The sequence below is a fragment of the Micromonospora sp. PRAS1 genome, assembly GCF_059553435.1.
Genome location: NZ_JCANNB010000030.1, coordinates 48,384 through 63,606, shown reverse-complemented (window position 1 = coordinate 63,606; position 15,223 = coordinate 48,384). Strand labels below are relative to the sequence as shown.

The following is a 15,223-nucleotide window of genomic DNA, read 5'->3' as shown; positions in this document are numbered from 1 at the left end:
GGCGGTCAACGCGGGCCGAGCCACGACGACCGCAGGCCGCGGTCGCAGCGGTCAACCGGTGCGGTCGGCGGCGGGGGTCAGGACGGCTTCGCGGAGCAGGCGGCGGGTGAGGGTGAGGCGGTCGGCGTCGGTGTCGAGGGCGGGGAGGTCGCCGACCCGGGTGACCTCGCCGGTGAGCAGGGTGCGGAGCGCGGGCTCGCACTCGGCGGGCAGGGTCAGCGTGCGGTCGAACAGGCGCAGGGTGATCCGGTCGCCGTCGCCGGTGAGCTGCCAGCGCAGGCCGGGGCGGGTGGTGACGTGGCTGTCGACGGTCAGTGCGGCGAGCGCGGCGGCCTGGGCCAGCGGACGGATCGGTGCCGGCCGCGACGCCGGCCAGGCCCGCTGCCGCAGCCGGGCCGCCACCGCGGCCGGATCGGCCCGCAGCAGCCAGTCTCGCAGCGCCTCGACGGTCTCGGTCAGCTCCGGCTCGATGGCGTCCGGGTCGGCCAGGTCGGTGCCGAACGGCAGGGTGGCCCGCAGCCGCCGGTCCTCGGTGGCCAGCGCGAGCAACTCCTCTACCAGCGCGTACCGGGTCAGGGCGCGGATGCCGACGGTCAGGTGCAGCGAGCTGTCCTGCTGCGCCTGGGCGCTGTGCAGCCAACCGCGCGGCAGGTAGAGCGCGTCGCCCGGTTCGAGGAGCACATCCAGGGCGGGCGAGCCCTGCGCGCTGGCCGCGACCTCGTCGGCCCGGCCGCCCCAGGGCTGGCGTTCCAGCGGGTCGGGCAGCACCGGCGGGTGGATCCGCCAGTGCTTGCGTCCGTCCACCTGGAGCACGAAGACGTCATGGGTGTCGTAGTGGGTGGCGAAGCCCTGGCTGTCGGGCGGCGTCAGGTAGGCGTTGACCTGCAACGGCTGACCGACGGCCAGACCCAGCTCCCGGGTGAAGTCGATAAGCGCCGGCCAGGTCCGGTGCAGGCCCTGGAGGACGAGGGTGGCACCGCCGGCGTACAACTCGAGGATCTTCTCGTCGAGGACCTGGTCGCCGATCTCGGCGCCCGCGCCACCGCCGCCGGTGTAGCGCGCCGCCGGCACCAGCTGGCCGTCCTTGGCCACCCGCAGGAAGGGGGTACGCAGCCCGCGCCGGCTCAGCAACTCGTCGGCGTCGGCGGGGCTGAGCAGGTCGGTGAAGCCGGCCGGGTTGGGCAGCTCGGCGGCGCGGGACAGCAGCGGGGTCTGTCCCCAGTGGGCAGCGGCGAACTTGGCCGGTTCCACGCTGACGCAGCGGGCCAGCGCCGCAATCGCCGATGGGGATGGCCCGGCAGAGTGCCGGGGCTCGTCCGGAGCGGAAACCGCCGGGCGACCACTGTCGCCCGGCGGATCGAGTTGCGTCATGCTGATCCGCTATCGCGCCGCGCCGTCGGCACCGCCGTCGTGCTGGCCGGGGGTCGCGCCGCCATCGGCCGGACCCTCGGCACTACCGTCCGCACCACCATCGTGCTGACCCGGCGTCGCGCCGCCATCGGCCGGACCCTCGGCGCCACCGTCCGCACCACCATCGTGCTGACCCGGCGTCGCGCCGCCATCGGCCGGACCCTCGGCACTACCGTCCGCACCACCATCGTGCTGACCCGGCGTCGCGCCGCCGTCAGCCGGACCCTCCGGTCCACCGCCGCTGGTGCTCTGAATGTCGTCGTCGTTGAGTGGCATCGTGCTCCCTCGGATGGCCCCGCCCCCGCCGTCGGTGGGGTGCGTCGTGTCGCGCGTGGTACCCCCGCGCGATCTTCTCTAACCATGCTGCACACCACCGTAAACGCCCGATCCGGCCGACACGAGGGGTTCGCGCCATGCCACGCTGGCGCGCCGCCAACAGCCAGGCATTCACCGGGTTGCGACTACTATCCGATGCTCCACCGACGGCCGGGCAGCAGCACCGTGGCGAGCCCGGCCAGGGCGGCTGCGGCCAGGAACGCCGTGCCGGCGGTGCTGGCCGCCTGGAGCGGGCCGAACAGCAGCGGCGCGGCGACCTGACCGGTGAACCCGGCGGTGGCCAGCAGCGCGGTGGCCTGCCCGCGGCGGCCGGGTGCGGCGCATTCGGCGGTCAGCACGGTCAGGGCGGGCACGGCGAGACCCAGGCCGAGGCCGAACAGTGCCGGCGCGACGAGCAGCAGCGCCGGGGCGTCGACGACCGCCAGGGCCAGCAGCGCGACCGTCCAGAGAGCACCGGCGGACCGGAGCAGACGCGGCAGCGCCAACCGGGCCCGCAGCCGGGCGTACCCGAGGCCGGCGACGGTCATCGCGACCGACAGGCCGGCGGCACCGGCCGCCACCACGACGGTGCTGGTGACGTCGAGTTCCGCCATCCGGACCGGCAGGAAGACCAGCACGGCGTAGAGCAGCATGGTGGCGACGCCCTGCACCGCGTAGACGGCCAGCAGCGGGCGGCGGTCGCTCCGCGTCGCCGGCAGCCAGCGGCCGGCGACCTCGGCGGCCGGGTCCACGCCGGGAGCCGGAGCCACGCGGGCGGGCGCGCTCACCGCGGCGGGCCCGACCGGCGGGCGGGCGTCGTCCGGCAGGCGTAGGGCGAGCAGGGCGAGCGGGATGCCGAGCAGGTACACCGCGAACGGCGCCTGCCAGGAGAGCGCCCCCAACGCCCCGCCGACAAGCGGCCACACCACCCCGCCGAGACTGATCGCGGCGGAGCGCCAACCCAGCACGCGGTCCCGGGCCGCACCGTCGTGGCGGTCGAGCAGCCCGAGGGTGGTGCCGGTGAAGACCAACGCGGCGCCGACGCCGAAGACCAACCGGGTGGCGATCAGGGCGGGGTACGAGTCGACGACCAGCCCGGCACCGCCCGCGACACCGTAGAGCAGCAGCCCGGCGGCGAGCGGTCGCCGTACGCCGTGCCGGTCCACCAGCCGGCCCACCAGCGGCGCCGCCAGCGCGAGCGACACACCGTGGATCGTCACCACCAGCCCGGCGGCGGTGGCGGTGAGCTGCCGCTCGGTCGCCAGCAGCTGGACCACCGGCGTCAGTACCGCGCCCGCCAGCACGGTCAGGGTGGAACCGATAAGCAGTACGCCGAGACTGAGGTCACGCCGGACACCCGGCGTAATGATCGCGGTCACCCGGACAGCATCGAACCTCAACCATGGTTGAGGTCAACCGGGCGGTGGATCCCGGGTAACGGTGACAGGATGGACGCCACCCGAACCTACGGAGGTGCCGATGACCTCGCCCCTGGAGCCGGTGACCGAGGACTGGCAGCGCGCCCTGGCCATCGTGGCGCACCCGGACGACCTGGAGTTCGGTGCCGCCGCCGCGATCGCCCGCTGGACGGGTCAGGGCAAACAGTTGGCCTACTGCCTGGTCACCAGCGGTGAGGCGGGCATCGACGGGATGCCGCCCGCGCAGGCCCGGCAGGTACGCGAGCAGGAGCAGCGCGCCTCGGCGGCCCTGGTCGGCGTGGAGACCGTGGAGTTCCTCGGCCTGCCCGACGGGATCCTGGAGTACGGAGTGCCGCTGCGCCGGGAACTGGCCGCGGCGATTCGCCGGCACCGGCCGGAAATCGTGATCACCAACAACTTCCGGGCCACCTGGGACGGGGCGAACGTGCTCAACCAGGCCGACCACATCGCGGTGGGCCGGGCCACCCTGGACGCCGTCCGGGACGCCGGAAACCGCTGGGTCTTCCCGGAACAGCTGACCGACGGCGTCGAGCCGTGGGGCGGCGTACGCCAGGTGTGGGCGGACTCCTCCCCCCGCTCCGGGCACGGCGTGGACACCACCGACACGTTCGACAAGGGCGTGGCGTCGCTGCTGGCGCACGAGGCGTACCTCACCGGGTTGGGCGACGGCAGCTTCGACGCCGAGGAGTTCCTGGAGAGTGGCGCCCGTCCGGTCGGCAGCCGGCTGGGCGTGCGCTACGGCAACTCGTTCGAGGTGTTCCACTTCGACCTCTGGTAGCCGCCGTGATCCTGCTCGGCACCTCCGGCTGGCAGGACCGCGACCGGCGGCACCGATCGGTCAGGGCATGACCTGCGCGAGGTCGCCTGGCATGTTGGCCCGCACGTCGTCCCACTCGCCCTGGGTGATGTGCCGACGCAGGGTGTCCAGCACCACCTGCACCACCCGCTCCGGGCCGCCCTCGACGTCGTACGGGAAGCCCTGGCGGACCTCGTAGAGGAAGTCGTCCCGGTTGAGCTTGATCGGCACGTCCTGCGGCTGCCAGCCCTCGAAGTAGATGCCCCGCACCAAGAGCGGCAACTGGGCCGAGAACTCCACGCTCTCCTGCACCGGCATCCGGTCACGCAGCAGGTGCAGCACAGTACGCAGGGCCGCGTACGACTGGTTGCGTTGCGCCTTCGGCCATCCGTACGCCTGCTCGATGTCCTTGAGAATCAGGTTGGTCTTGTCCACCGAGGACTCCACCGCCGACTGGAACTGCTCAGCCATCTGTCCACCCCCGTAGGTCGGTTTCCCACCGTCGGTCGTCGGGTCGCCGCGGCGGGCCCACCGGGCCGCGTCGTGGCCTGATCGGGCCGCCCCGGCCGGGGCGGGACGTGCGCCTGGACCGGTCGGTCGCCCCGATGACCCGCAGGACGCCGTCCGGTCGCCGGTGCGGTAGCACCGTCATCGCCATCCACCTCCGTGCTGTCGTCCCCACCATGGTCGGCACGGCGAGGGTGAGTCGTCCTCACCCGCACCGGGTGAGCATCGGCGCGGGATCAGGCGGGTTCGGTGAGCAGTGCCTGGAGTTGCTGGGCGTTGCGCTGGGCATAGTCGCGGTAGCAGTTGTTGAGCAGAACGTGGGTCTGTTCCGTCTGGTCGGCGAGTTCGCGCAGCCTGGGCGCCCAGTCGCGCAACTCGCGGTCGGAGTAGCGGTAGCCGAACTTCTCGTGGATGTCGCGGCTGGTCCACTTGTCGCTGTGGCCGTGGAAGCGGACGACCGCCAGGTCCGAGGTGGCGGCCAGCACCGGTGGGACCGACGAGCGGTGTCCCTGCGGCATGTCCACGCTGACGTACGACAGCCGGTGCTGGCGCAGGAAGTCGAGGGTCTCCTCGGCGTTGTCCCCGTCGAACCAGGAGGCGTGCCGGAACTCGAAGACCGGGCGTAGCGGCGCGCAGCGCCCCGCCACCTCAAGCAGGTACTGCTTGTTGTCGCGGCGGATGGTGAACCAGGGCGGGAACTGGAACAGCAGCGCGCCGAGCTTGTCCGCCTCGACCAGCGGGTCGAGCGCGCTGAGGAACCGGGTCCAGACCTCCTCGTACGCCTGCGGCGGCAGGTCGGCCGGGTAGACGTTGCGTTTGTCGGTCTGCGGACGAAGCTCCTTGTAGAGCGAGCTGACCCTGGTCGGGTGACCGGTGAGCAGGCTGAACGCCTTCACGTTGAAGGTGAAGCCGGCCGGCGTGCGCTCGGCCCACAACCGGGCGGTGCGCTCGGCCGGCGGCGAGTAGTAGGTGGCGTCTACCTCTACCAGCGGGAACAGCCGCGCATAGTAGGCCAGCCGCTTCTCGGGCGTGTCGGCGTTGCCCGGATACCAGCCCGAGTCCAACAGCGTCCGGTCGGTCCAAGAGGCGGTACCCACCCTGATCTCGCCCATGGATGCAGTCCACCGCGTCCCGGACCGACCGGCAACTCGCCGAAGCTCAGGCCGCCCGCCGCTCCCGGGTCTGCTTGCAGGTCACACAGCTGGTCGCCGCGGGGAAGATCTCCAGCCGTTCCACCGGGATCGGCGCGGAGCAGCCCTCGCAGTAGCCGTAGGCGCCCTCGTCGAGCCGGGTCAGCGCGTGCTCGTACTGGGCGCGCCGGTCGAGGATGGTCCGGAGCAGCGACTGCGCGGTGTCCCGCTCGGCGGTCTTGGTGCCGCTGTCGGCCTGGTCGTCGCCGGCGGTGTCGCCGACCTCGACCAGCCGCAGCACCTGGCTCTGCTGCACCGCCTGCTCGTACTCCTCGGACAGTTCGGCGTAGCGGGCCTGCAGAGAGAGCCGGATCCGGTCGGTCTCCGCCTGGGACCGGCCCGTGCCGATTGTGTCGTGGACGAGCATCGCTGCCTGCCTTTCCTCGGCCTATTCGTCAGCCCGGACGGGACGGCACCCACCCGGCGATACCGCCCAGACCTGATCACCCGGGCGCTGTGAGCCCCGCGAATACCCCTCGCAACGGCAGGTCAAACCGCGTCGGCACCGGATTCCACGATCGCCGGACGGCGCGGGTCGTCGACCCGGACCACCAGGTCAGCGAAGCTGGCGGGGGCAACCTCGTCGGCGTACCGGGCGAACGCCGGCAGCGTCCACGCCTGCTCGGGCGCGCTGCGCCGACGCAGCGCGCCGGCCGACATCTCCAGGTGCACGGTGAGGTCGAAGGGCAGCCCGCCGCCGAGCAGGAACGCCCCGCTGACCAGGAGCACACCGCCGGGCGGCAACTCGACGTACCCGGCCCGGGTGGCCCGATCCGTCTCGGCGTCCCAGAGCGAGGGCAGCAGCAGGCCGGTGCCCTGCGGCCCCGCCGGATCCAGTACCTCCCGGCGCAGGCCGGCCTCGTCGACCCAGCTCTCGTAGTACGCGTCCGGGTTGTGCCGGCCCCGTTCCAGCCGGACGGAGGCGGGCCGGAGGAAGTCCTCGGCCCGTACGTGCAGCACCGGACGGCTCAACGCGCGCAGCGGGTCCACCAGGGCGGCGGCCAACTCGCCCGGGTGCGCGGCCGGCGCACCGTCCACGCCGACGCGCAGCCGCCCGGCCGGTACGGCTTCAGCGAGCCGTTCGGCCAGCTCGGCCAGGAGTCGCTGTGGTGAGATGGGGCGCACGCGCATCCGACAATGGTCCCCGGCTGGCGGCCGGGCGCCCACCGGGACCGGTCAGCCGGTGCGGTCGAGGGTTACCCGGGCGTCGTCGGCCAGCCGGTATCCAACGCCGTAGACGGTGGTGACCAGCGGGACGTCCACCCCGACCTTGCCCCGCAGCCGCCGCACGTGCACGTCGACCGTACGCACGCCCGCGTGCTCGTAGCCCCATACCGCGTTGAGCAACTGGAGCCGGGTGAACACCCGGCGGGGATGCGCCACCAGGTGCAGCAGCAGGTCGAACTCCAGCCGGGTCAGCGGCAGCGGCTCGCCGTCGCGCAGCACGGACCGGGAGGAGGCCAGGATGTGCAGGGTGGGAATGGTCGGGGCGAGATGCCGTGCCGAGCGGCCGGTCGGCACGCTCTCGGTGCGCCGCTCGGGCACCACCGGAGCGACGGTGTTGACCGATCCCTCACCGTGCTCGATCATTTCCCGAGCCGCCTCCAGCAGCCGGCGGGCAGCCGGGGTCAGCGACTCCTCGCAGGCCAGCGGGATGGAGAGGGTGACGGTGAGCACCGGAGCCGCCGCCGTACTGCTCGGGCGGCGCTGACCGCCCGGAGGCCGACCGGGGACCGCGGGTTGGGACGTATGCCATCCGGCGCGCGACGAAGCGGGGCTGACCGACATGGTCCTCCTTGGCTGGTCCGGGTTTTCCCCACGGCCCCGGGACGCCGTTTTATCGATGCTTCCCGGCGTCCGTGCAGGGGTCAAGAGGCGGCTGCGTTGCATGAATGTGACAATTGGCCGACACATCGCAGCCAACTGCTCGCTCTGCGTACGAGCCAACGATGATTACAGCAGAGTCGTCCACTTGATCTGTTACGGGGGGTCCCCGGCGGATTCACCTTCTCAGCGGCCCGCAGCTGACGTCGCGTACCGGGCATCTCGTTTTCGGCCGCCACAACCGGACGGGCGCGGCGCCCCCGGTCGGGATGCGCCGCGCCACGTGGTGGGCCGTCCTCACGGCTCGATGGCCACCCGGGCCTCGTCGGCGAGGCGGTACCCGACGCCGTGGACGGTGGTCAGCAACGGCGTGCCGGCGGCCAGCTTGGCCCGCAACCGACGGACGTGCACGTCGACTGTGCGCGCCACGGCGTGGTCGTAGCCCCAGACCGAGTTGAGCAGCTGCATGCGGGTGAAGACCCGGCGCGGTCGCTCGGCGAAGAAGAGCAGCAGGTCGTACTCGATGCGGGTAAGCGGGATGGTCCGGTCGCCCTGCTGCACCACGCGGGGTCCGGTGAGGATGCGTACGACGCTCGGGTCCACCGGGGCGGCTCGGTTCGCCGGGCCCGGGTCCGGCGGGGTGGCCCGTTCGGGGACGTCCTCGGGGAAGAGCCAGCCGTCGTGGGACAGCCGGCCCTCACCCGACTCGGCCAGTTCGCTCAGCAACTCCATCAGACGGGTCAGGCGCGGGCTCGCCGTCCCCGAGGCGAGATCGACCGTGATGGTCAGGGTCGGTCCGATGCGCGGCCGCGCCAGCCGGGTCCGGTTGGGGCGGCCGGGCGGGTGCTGACGCGGGCTGATGGCGACGACGGACATGCTGGCCTCCTGGGACTACCGCCACGCCGGGTGGGCGTGGGTGGTTCAGCGGGACGCCCGACCGGCGGTCGCCGGGGGCGCGAGGATGGACGGACTGGCTGGCGGGGTGGGACCGAGTACGGGCAGGCCGGCGATCCGCCACGCGGCGAAGCCGCCGATCACGTCGGTGGCCCGGAACAAGCCGAGGTCCTGCAACGAGGCGGCAGCCAGCGACGAGGTGTAACCCTCCTGGCAGATGATCATCACGGGCAGGTCGTAGCCGACCGCCTGGGGCAACCGGGCCGGGCAACGCGGGTCGAGCCGCCACTCCAGCACGTTGCGCTCGATGCAGAGCGACCCCGGCACGGTGCCGTGCGCGGCCCGCTGCGCGGCCGGCCGGATGTCGACCAGCAGTGCACCGCCCCGGTACGCCAGGTGCGCCTGCTCCGGGTCGAGCCGGTCGATCCGGGCGCGCGCGGCGGCCAGGATCTCGTCGATTCCCCGGGAGCCCGGGGGCGGCACCGGCACCGGACAGCGGGGGGCGGCGGTTTCGGTCTGCGACATCATGGGTTCCTTCCAGAAAAGATCATCGTTCCGCGTCGAAGGCTCCGGCGACGGGCTGCGGCGGGCCGTGAGGGGATCACCATGCCACGCCGGCCTCGGCCACCTCGGCGACCACCAGCCGGCCGTCGGCGAGCTGGTAGCGGGTCATCCGGCGCAGGGCCGGACGGTAGACGTGGACGCTGACCGCCGGGTCGGCGTGCCGGTTGGTCACCACGTGCACGTGTCGCGGGCCGAACCGGCGGCCGGCGCCCGTGGCGAGCAGGTGCGGGCGCATCCGGCCACCGCTGACCGTCTCCTCGGTGAGGACACCCGCGACGACCAGGAAGGCACCTGAGGAGCCACCATGGTCGTGCAGGTCGGTGCCCTGGCCGGGCAGCCAGCTCAGCCCCCACACCTCGTGGTCGTCATGGGTCGCCAGCCGGGCGTACCAGCGGCTGGTGGGGTCGAAGCGCAGCGGCACCGGCCAGCTCGCGGGATCGGCGGCCCAGCGCCGGGCGACGGCGAGCAGGTCCGACTCGGTGGCGGGTACGGCAAGCATCAGGTCCTCACGGCGGTCGTCGGCGGTACGTCCCGACCAGCTTAGAAGATAAACCCTATAGGTTTAGTAGGCTATCCTACGATCTGGGACGGCTCGGTCGCGACGTTCACCCGTTCGTGGCGAGACGACGACGCAACGGCGGGCCAGACGACGCAACGGCCAGGCCAACAACGCGGCGACCGGCAGAGATCACCGCAGTCGACCGGCGGTCGCGAGCGGCGCGGCGGCGCCGACTAACCTGGACCGGTGAGCGAGGAACTCGACGCCGAGACCCTGGAATTCGCGCACCGGATGTTCGACCTGGCGCGCGACGGCGCGACTGCGGAACTCGCCGGGTACGTCGACGCGGGGCTGCCGGTCAACCTGACCAACCAGAAGGGTGACAGCCTGCTGATCCTGGCGGCCTATCACGCCCATCCGGAGACGGTGCGCGCCCTGCTCGACCGGGGTGCCGACCACTCCCGCGCCAACGACCGGGGACAGACGGCGCTGGCCGCAGCCGTCTTCCGCAAGAACGCCGAGGCGGTACGCGCCCTGCTCGACGCCGGCGCCGACCCCGACGGTGGCAATCCGTCCGCGGTGGCCACCGCCGAGTTCTTCGACCTGCCCGAAATGCTCGCGCTGCTCCGCTCCGGCCAGGTGTAAGGAAGGGCCCCCTATTAACGCCTGGTGTAGAGGAAGGGCCCCCTGTTAACACCGAACCGGTCGCAGTTGGCCGGCACCGGCGGGCCGCCTACGCGCTGGCCTCAATGAGGAAGCGACGGGCGTGGGCGACGAAGGGGCCCTCGACGCGGATCCGTTCGTGCAGGCGCCGCAGCGCGGGCAGGTGCGCCGCCACGGTGAAGCCCGGCACCGTCCAGATCACCTTGCGCAGAAACCAGACCACCGCGCCGATGTCGTGGAAGACCGTCCGCAGGGTCGCCTCCCGTAGGTCCACCACGGACAGGCCGGCTGCCCGGGCGGCAGCCACGGCGTGCTCCGGATGGCGGTGCTCCGGCGGTGGCAGTGGGCCGAGGATCGCCTCGCTGAGTTCGCGTACGGTACCCGGGCCGATCTGCTGGGAGAGGAACGTACCGCCCGGGCGCAGCACCCGCGCCACCTCGGGCCAGTCGGTACGCACCGGATGCCGGCTGACCACCAGGTCGAAGGCGGCGTCGCGGAACGGTAGCGGCGCGTCGCCGTTCACCGCCACCACGCTCGCCCCGAGCGGAGCCAGGTTGGCCCACGCCACCGCCACGTTCGGCGGCCACGCCTCGGTCGCGACCAGCAGCGGGGGCGGCTGGGGCACCTCGGCCAGCACCTCTCCCCCGCCGGTGTCGATGTCCAACGCCGCGCCGGCGCGCGCCATCCGGGCCGCTACCAGCCGCGCGTAACCCCAGGGTGGACGTTCCTCCGTGGCCCGCCCGGCGAGCCAGTCGAACGCCCACCCCTCGACCGGGGCGGCGACCCCTTCGGCGATCAGATCCTCAAAGCTCGATTCTCGTGGCACGGGTGCAAGCGTTTCCGGCCGCCACTGCGGCGGCAACGCCTTTTCCCCGGCCCGGCACCGACCAGAGGCGGCCGGCCGCCGACCAGAGGCGGCCGGCCGCCGACGCGGGTCACGGCGAATAGCCCGGGTAGTCGACGGCGGGGCCTACGGGCGGGGGCGGACGACCTCGACGGTGGGGCCGTCGAGGCCGCGTACCACCTCGACGCCGGTCACCTCGGCACGGCTGGCCTCGAAGTGCCGCATCAGCCGCGCGCCAAGGTGCACGCCCACCCCGCCGACGGCGAGGGCGAGCACCTCGACGACAAGCAGTGCCGGGGTGGCACCGCGGTTCGGCGCGTCCGCTCGGACCAGGCAGGAGAGCAGGAAAAGCCCGGCCATGCCCGCGTTCACGACATTGAAGCTGATCGCCGTGCGGCGGGTGCGGTCCGGCGGCACGTCCCACAGGTCGACCATCCCGGCCACCGCGGTCAACGCCGCCGTCACCAGGGCGGCCACCGCCGTCCAGTAGCCGACCTCGCCGAGGAACGCCGGCCCACCGGCCACGTCGGCGAGGTCGAAGATGGTCGCGCAGACGAAGAGCCCGTACGGGAAGGTCACCAGCATCGGTTGGATCGGATGCCCCTGCACCCGCAGCCGGCTCTGCATCTCTTTGTCCCCCCTGGGATCGGATCAGCCCATCAGCCCAGGGTGCTACCCGGGTGCCAGCCGGGTGAAACGACCGGGTCAGTTGTCCCGGGGGCGGGAGACGGTGCTGACCAGCCGCTCAGCCACCGCACGAAGCGGGATGGAGAGCGAAGCCGCGGCGCTGCGCAGCACCTCGAGGGCGTCCTCCGCGGGGCAGCCGCGCTGCGTCATGATCACTCCGACGGCCTGGCTGATCACACCGTCCCCAAGCAGCGCGGCGTCCTGCTCGCCGGCCTGCGCGGCCCGCCGCTGGCGGTCGCGGACCGCGGCCAGGAGCAGGCCGGCGTGTTCGGCGAGCAGCATCGCGGTCAACTGGTGGCCGGTGGTGAGCGCGTCGGACTCGCCGGCGTAGAGGTTGACCGCCCCGATGACCTGTTCGTCGATGTCGACCGGGGCCGAGATCACCCCGTGTACGCCCAACTCGCGCGCGCGGGCCGTCCAGTCCGGCCAGCGGCGCTCGGCGTCCAGGTCCTCCGCACCGACCATCTCCCGCAGCCGGATCGCGTCCATCGCCGGGGTGTCCGCGCCGTACCGCAGGTCGTCAAGCCCGCTGAGCCCGAGGTCGGAGGCGGCCACGCCGGCCGGTTCGCCGGCCCGCAGCGCGGTGAACCCGCACCAGCTCACCCCGGCCAGCGCGTCCCGGGTGATCCGGACCAGCTCGGAGAGCGCCTGGTCGAAGTCCTCCAGGGCGAGCAGTCCGGCGGTCAACTCCCGCAGCAGGGCGGCCGTCTCCAGCACGCCGAGCGTCTCCACCAGCGGTGGACTGGCCTCCAGGTTCACCGGCCCTCAGCCCCCGTACGACCGGCCAGCGTCGTCACCTGTTCCTCCTCGAATCATCCGGTACTCCGCGTCGCCGCGCGCCGAAGGGGTGATCCGTTTGCTGACGCCGCGCAGACCCGGTCCACCCGGTCCCGGGCGACCCGAACCGCGTGGACTCGCCCTACTACCCACCCGAACAAGGGTCGAAACGGTGCAAACCGGAGCCCTTTCAGGGTACTGGCACCGCCCGGAGGGGCGGGTCCGGGCCGCCAAGAACGGCACCGCGGCCACCACCGATCAGCCGTCAGCGCGGCAGCCGGTCGGCTGCCGCGCCGAAACGGTAGGTGCCTCGGTCAGCGGGCACCGGCGCCGCTGAGCCGGCGGCCGACCGAGGCGATCAACCGGTCCAACTCAGAGCCGAACGGGTTGTCGTGCACGAGGTACGTCCAGGTCGCACTCGGCCGGACCAGCTTCGCCGCGTCCGGCTCCCAGTCCTCGTCGAACTCCGTCTCCTCGAAGGTCGCCAGGGTGCGCCGCTCGATCTCCGGAACCAGGTTCGTGAAGGCCGGCACCGCGGCCCGGTGGAACTCGTCGAGCGGGTCGAGCCGGCCCAGGGCACGCAGGTGCACGCCCTCGCGGACCTCCGAAAGCTCGGCCAGGTGCTCGGCCCAGAGACGGTCGAGATGGTAGAGCGCGATCGACCGGGCCACCCGGGCCAGCAGGTCCTCGTCCATCTCGCCGGCCTTCTCCGGCATCTTGTCCAGCAGCATCAGCGCCGCGATGTCGCTGGTCAGCAGCCGCTCGCGGCGCTCGGCCAGCGCCTTGCGCTGTTGCTCGATCACCACGCTGTATCGCCAGGTGTTGCGGTGGATCTCGTGGTTGACGCCCTCGGCGACCCGCTGGGCGTGCTCCACGGCGTAGTCCACCTGCGGGTCGGTGACCAGGCCGTCGGCGTTCATCCGGGGCGAGGGCGGCACCGCGTCACCGGCGTGCCGGACGACCAGGTCATCCTCCAGGCTGACGAAGAAGACCGAGCCACCCGGGTCGCCCTGCCGGCCGGCCCGACCACGCAGCTGGTCATCGACCCGGCGGCTGTCGTGCCGGCCGCTGCCGATCACGTAGAGGCCGCCCAGCTCGGCCACCCGGTCGCGGTCGGCCTGATCGCTGCCGCCGAGCCGGATGTCCACACCCCGGCCGGCCATCTGGGTGGAGACCGTGACCACACCGTACGCGCCGGCCTCGGCGATGATCGCCGCTTCCTCGTCGTCGTTCTTGGCGTTGAGCACCACGCACGGCACACCGATCGCGTTGAGCCCGGTGGCCAACTGCTCGGACTCCTTGACGTCCAGGGTGCCCACCAGCACCGGCCGCCCGTCGGCGTGGCAGCGCTTGATCTCGTCGATCAGCGCCTCCTCCTTCTCCGCCCGGGTGGCGTAGATGCGGTCCGGCTCGTCCACTCGTACGCACGGGGTGTTCGGCGGGATCACCGCGACCTCCAGGCCGAAGAACTCCCGGAGCTGGTCGCCGACGAGCACCGCGGTGGCGGTCATCCCGCACACCTTCGGGTAGAGGTTGATGTACGCCTGCACGGCGATGGTGCCCAGCACCTCGCCCTCGGCCGTGGCGTCCAGCCCCTCCTTGGCCTCCACCGCCGCCTGGAGCCCGTCCGGCCAGCGCCGCCGCTGGGCGACCCGGCCACGCATCTCGTCGATCAGCTCGACCGTGCCGTCCCGGACGATGTAGTCCACGTCCCGGTGCAGCAGGGCGTGCGCGTGCAGCGCCACGTTCACCGCCGAGAGCTGCTCGACGTGCTCCTCGTCGTACAGGTCGATGCCGAGCTTGGCCTCGACGGCGGCCAGCCCTGCGGAGGTGAACGCCACGCTGCGGCCGTCCTCGGCGACTGTGTAGTGCCGGCCCTTGCGCAGCCCGCGCACCAGCGCGGCGGCGGCGTGCACCGGATCCTGCTCGCCGGGCACCGAGCCGGCCAGCACCATCGGCACCCGGGCCTCGTCGATCAGGATGGAGTCGGCCTCGTCGACGATCGCCGTGCGCAGCGGCGGCTGGACCCGGTCGTCGATGTCGGTGACGAGCTGGTCGCGCAGGAAGTCGAAGCCGGCCTCGCTGACCGCCACGTAGGTCACGTCGCAGGCGTACGCGGCCCGCCGCTCGACCGGCGTGGACGCCTCGTTGACCCAGCCGACGGTGAGCCCGAGCAGGGTGTAGACCGGCTCCATCCACTGGGCGTCGCGGCGGGCCAGGTAGTCGTTGACGGTGAGCACGTGCACCGGACCGTTGCCGAGCCGCACGTGCCCGTAGGCGGCGATCGCGGCGGTAAGCGTCTTGCCCTCGCCGGTGGCCATCTCGGCGACCTTGCCGGAGAGCAGCGACATCGCGCCGAGCAGCTGGACGTCGTACGGCCGCTGATCGAGGCCGCGGCGGGCGGCCTCCCGGCCGAGCGCGCAGATCTCCTCGTAGCTCGTCGCCGCGCCGGCCGCCTCGGTGAGCTCGGCATCGTCGAACGCCGAGACTTCCTCCTCACGTGCCTCGATGGCCGGCAGCAGCTTCTCCAGCGGGGCCAGGTCGACCGTGGTCCCCGGGCGCTGGAGGAATCGGCGGAACCTGGTCTTCAACCGTTGCGACACACCCATGAGCCGCAACGGTACGCGACCAAACGGATCTTGAGCGTCCCGCCCACCCGCTCCCCCACCCCCGAATCTCCGCGATCTTGCACTTTCCGCCCCCACAAATGCGGGTGAAAGACACATATTGCCGACCGAAAGTGCAAGATCGCGGAGGCAGGGGCCGCGTCCGGGCGGGCCGCAATCAAACGTTCATCCGCCGGGAACGTGCCGG

General features: G+C 72.5%; 17 protein-coding genes. 2 read left to right on the top strand and 15 right to left on the bottom strand.

Annotated elements, in window-relative coordinates:
* Positions 1 to 51 precede the first annotated feature (51 nt).
* The 3 genes from AC507J_RS24200 to AC507J_RS24190 all read right to left on the bottom strand — a co-directional run bounded on the left by AC507J_RS24200 (position 52) and on the right by AC507J_RS24190 (position 3,104).
* Positions 52 to 1,371, bottom strand: coding sequence for a cupin domain-containing protein (locus AC507J_RS24200; RefSeq protein ID WP_496291480.1), 1,320 nt, complete (start codon positions 1,369 to 1,371; stop codon positions 52 to 54).
* A 9-nt stretch (positions 1,372 to 1,380) separates the two neighbouring features.
* On the bottom strand, positions 1,381 to 1,686 hold the full coding sequence (locus tag AC507J_RS24195) for a hypothetical protein (RefSeq protein WP_496291479.1): 306 nt from the start codon (positions 1,684 to 1,686) through the stop codon (positions 1,381 to 1,383).
* Positions 1,687 to 1,874: 188 nt separating this feature from the next.
* A complete protein-coding gene (locus AC507J_RS24190) occupies positions 1,875 to 3,104 on the bottom strand; it encodes an MFS transporter (protein ID WP_496291478.1) in 1,230 nt (409 codons plus the stop codon).
* Positions 3,105 to 3,204: 100 nt separating this feature from the next.
* On the opposite strand from AC507J_RS24190, the gene AC507J_RS24185 reads away from it, so the two are divergent.
* Positions 3,205 to 3,942, top strand: a complete 738-nt coding sequence (locus tag AC507J_RS24185; protein WP_496291477.1) for a PIG-L deacetylase family protein — start codon at positions 3,205 to 3,207, stop codon at positions 3,940 to 3,942.
* 60 nt (positions 3,943 to 4,002) lie between these two features.
* Here AC507J_RS24185 and AC507J_RS24180 read toward each other — a convergent pair whose 3' ends face one another.
* The 8 genes from AC507J_RS24180 to AC507J_RS24145 form a co-directional block, all read right to left on the bottom strand.
* Positions 4,003 to 4,431 (bottom strand): DUF2267 domain-containing protein, encoded by a 429-nt coding sequence (locus AC507J_RS24180; protein ID WP_496291476.1) that lies wholly within the window; start codon positions 4,429 to 4,431, stop codon positions 4,003 to 4,005.
* 272 nt (positions 4,432 to 4,703) lie between these two features.
* Positions 4,704 to 5,579: a DUF72 domain-containing protein gene (locus AC507J_RS24175; protein ID WP_496291475.1), complete on the bottom strand. Its 876-nt coding sequence runs from the start codon at positions 5,577 to 5,579 to the stop codon at positions 4,704 to 4,706.
* A gap of 46 nt (positions 5,580 to 5,625) precedes the next feature.
* On the bottom strand, positions 5,626 to 6,024 hold the full coding sequence (locus AC507J_RS24170; RefSeq protein WP_496291474.1) for a TraR/DksA family transcriptional regulator: 399 nt from the start codon (positions 6,022 to 6,024) through the stop codon (positions 5,626 to 5,628).
* A gap of 122 nt (positions 6,025 to 6,146) precedes the next feature.
* A complete protein-coding gene (locus AC507J_RS24165) occupies positions 6,147 to 6,788 on the bottom strand; it encodes a nucleoside/nucleotide kinase family protein (protein WP_496291473.1) in 642 nt (213 codons plus the stop codon).
* 45 nt (positions 6,789 to 6,833) lie between these two features.
* Positions 6,834 to 7,445 (bottom strand): winged helix-turn-helix domain-containing protein, encoded by a 612-nt coding sequence (locus tag AC507J_RS24160; RefSeq protein ID WP_496291472.1) that lies wholly within the window; start codon positions 7,443 to 7,445, stop codon positions 6,834 to 6,836.
* Positions 7,446 to 7,778: 333 nt separating this feature from the next.
* On the bottom strand, positions 7,779 to 8,270 hold the full coding sequence (locus tag AC507J_RS24155; RefSeq protein WP_496291502.1) for a winged helix-turn-helix domain-containing protein: 492 nt from the start codon (positions 8,268 to 8,270) through the stop codon (positions 7,779 to 7,781).
* A gap of 132 nt (positions 8,271 to 8,402) precedes the next feature.
* Positions 8,403 to 8,900: a rhodanese-like domain-containing protein gene (locus tag AC507J_RS24150; protein ID WP_496291471.1), complete on the bottom strand. Its 498-nt coding sequence runs from the start codon at positions 8,898 to 8,900 to the stop codon at positions 8,403 to 8,405.
* A 76-nt stretch (positions 8,901 to 8,976) separates the two neighbouring features.
* Entirely contained in the window at positions 8,977 to 9,438 is a 462-nt protein-coding gene (locus tag AC507J_RS24145; protein WP_496291470.1) for a cysteine dioxygenase, read from the bottom strand.
* 246 nt (positions 9,439 to 9,684) lie between these two features.
* On the opposite strand from AC507J_RS24145, the gene AC507J_RS24140 reads away from it, so the two are divergent.
* Positions 9,685 to 10,083, top strand: a complete 399-nt coding sequence (locus AC507J_RS24140) for an ankyrin repeat domain-containing protein (RefSeq protein ID WP_496291469.1) — start codon at positions 9,685 to 9,687, stop codon at positions 10,081 to 10,083.
* Positions 10,084 to 10,171: 88 nt separating this feature from the next.
* Here the strand turns inward: AC507J_RS24140 and AC507J_RS24135 are convergent, their stop codons facing one another.
* The 4 genes from AC507J_RS24135 to secA2 all read right to left on the bottom strand — a co-directional run bounded on the left by AC507J_RS24135 (position 10,172) and on the right by secA2 (position 15,018).
* Positions 10,172 to 10,927, bottom strand: coding sequence for a class I SAM-dependent methyltransferase (locus tag AC507J_RS24135; protein ID WP_496291468.1), 756 nt, complete (start codon positions 10,925 to 10,927; stop codon positions 10,172 to 10,174).
* 144 nt (positions 10,928 to 11,071) lie between these two features.
* Positions 11,072 to 11,572 carry a DUF2231 domain-containing protein gene (locus AC507J_RS24130; protein ID WP_496291467.1) on the bottom strand — a complete coding sequence of 167 codons (501 nt, stop codon included), beginning with the start codon at positions 11,570 to 11,572 and terminating at the stop codon, positions 11,072 to 11,074.
* Positions 11,573 to 11,650: 78 nt separating this feature from the next.
* Entirely contained in the window at positions 11,651 to 12,391 is a 741-nt protein-coding gene (locus AC507J_RS24125) for an ANTAR domain-containing protein (protein ID WP_496291466.1), read from the bottom strand.
* 332 nt (positions 12,392 to 12,723) lie between these two features.
* The gene (secA2, locus tag AC507J_RS24120) at positions 12,724 to 15,018 is read right to left on the bottom strand and encodes an accessory Sec system translocase SecA2 (protein WP_496291465.1); all 2,295 of its coding nucleotides are present in this window, start codon (positions 15,016 to 15,018) and stop codon (positions 12,724 to 12,726) included.
* Between the last annotated feature and the right edge of the window lie 205 nt (positions 15,019 to 15,223).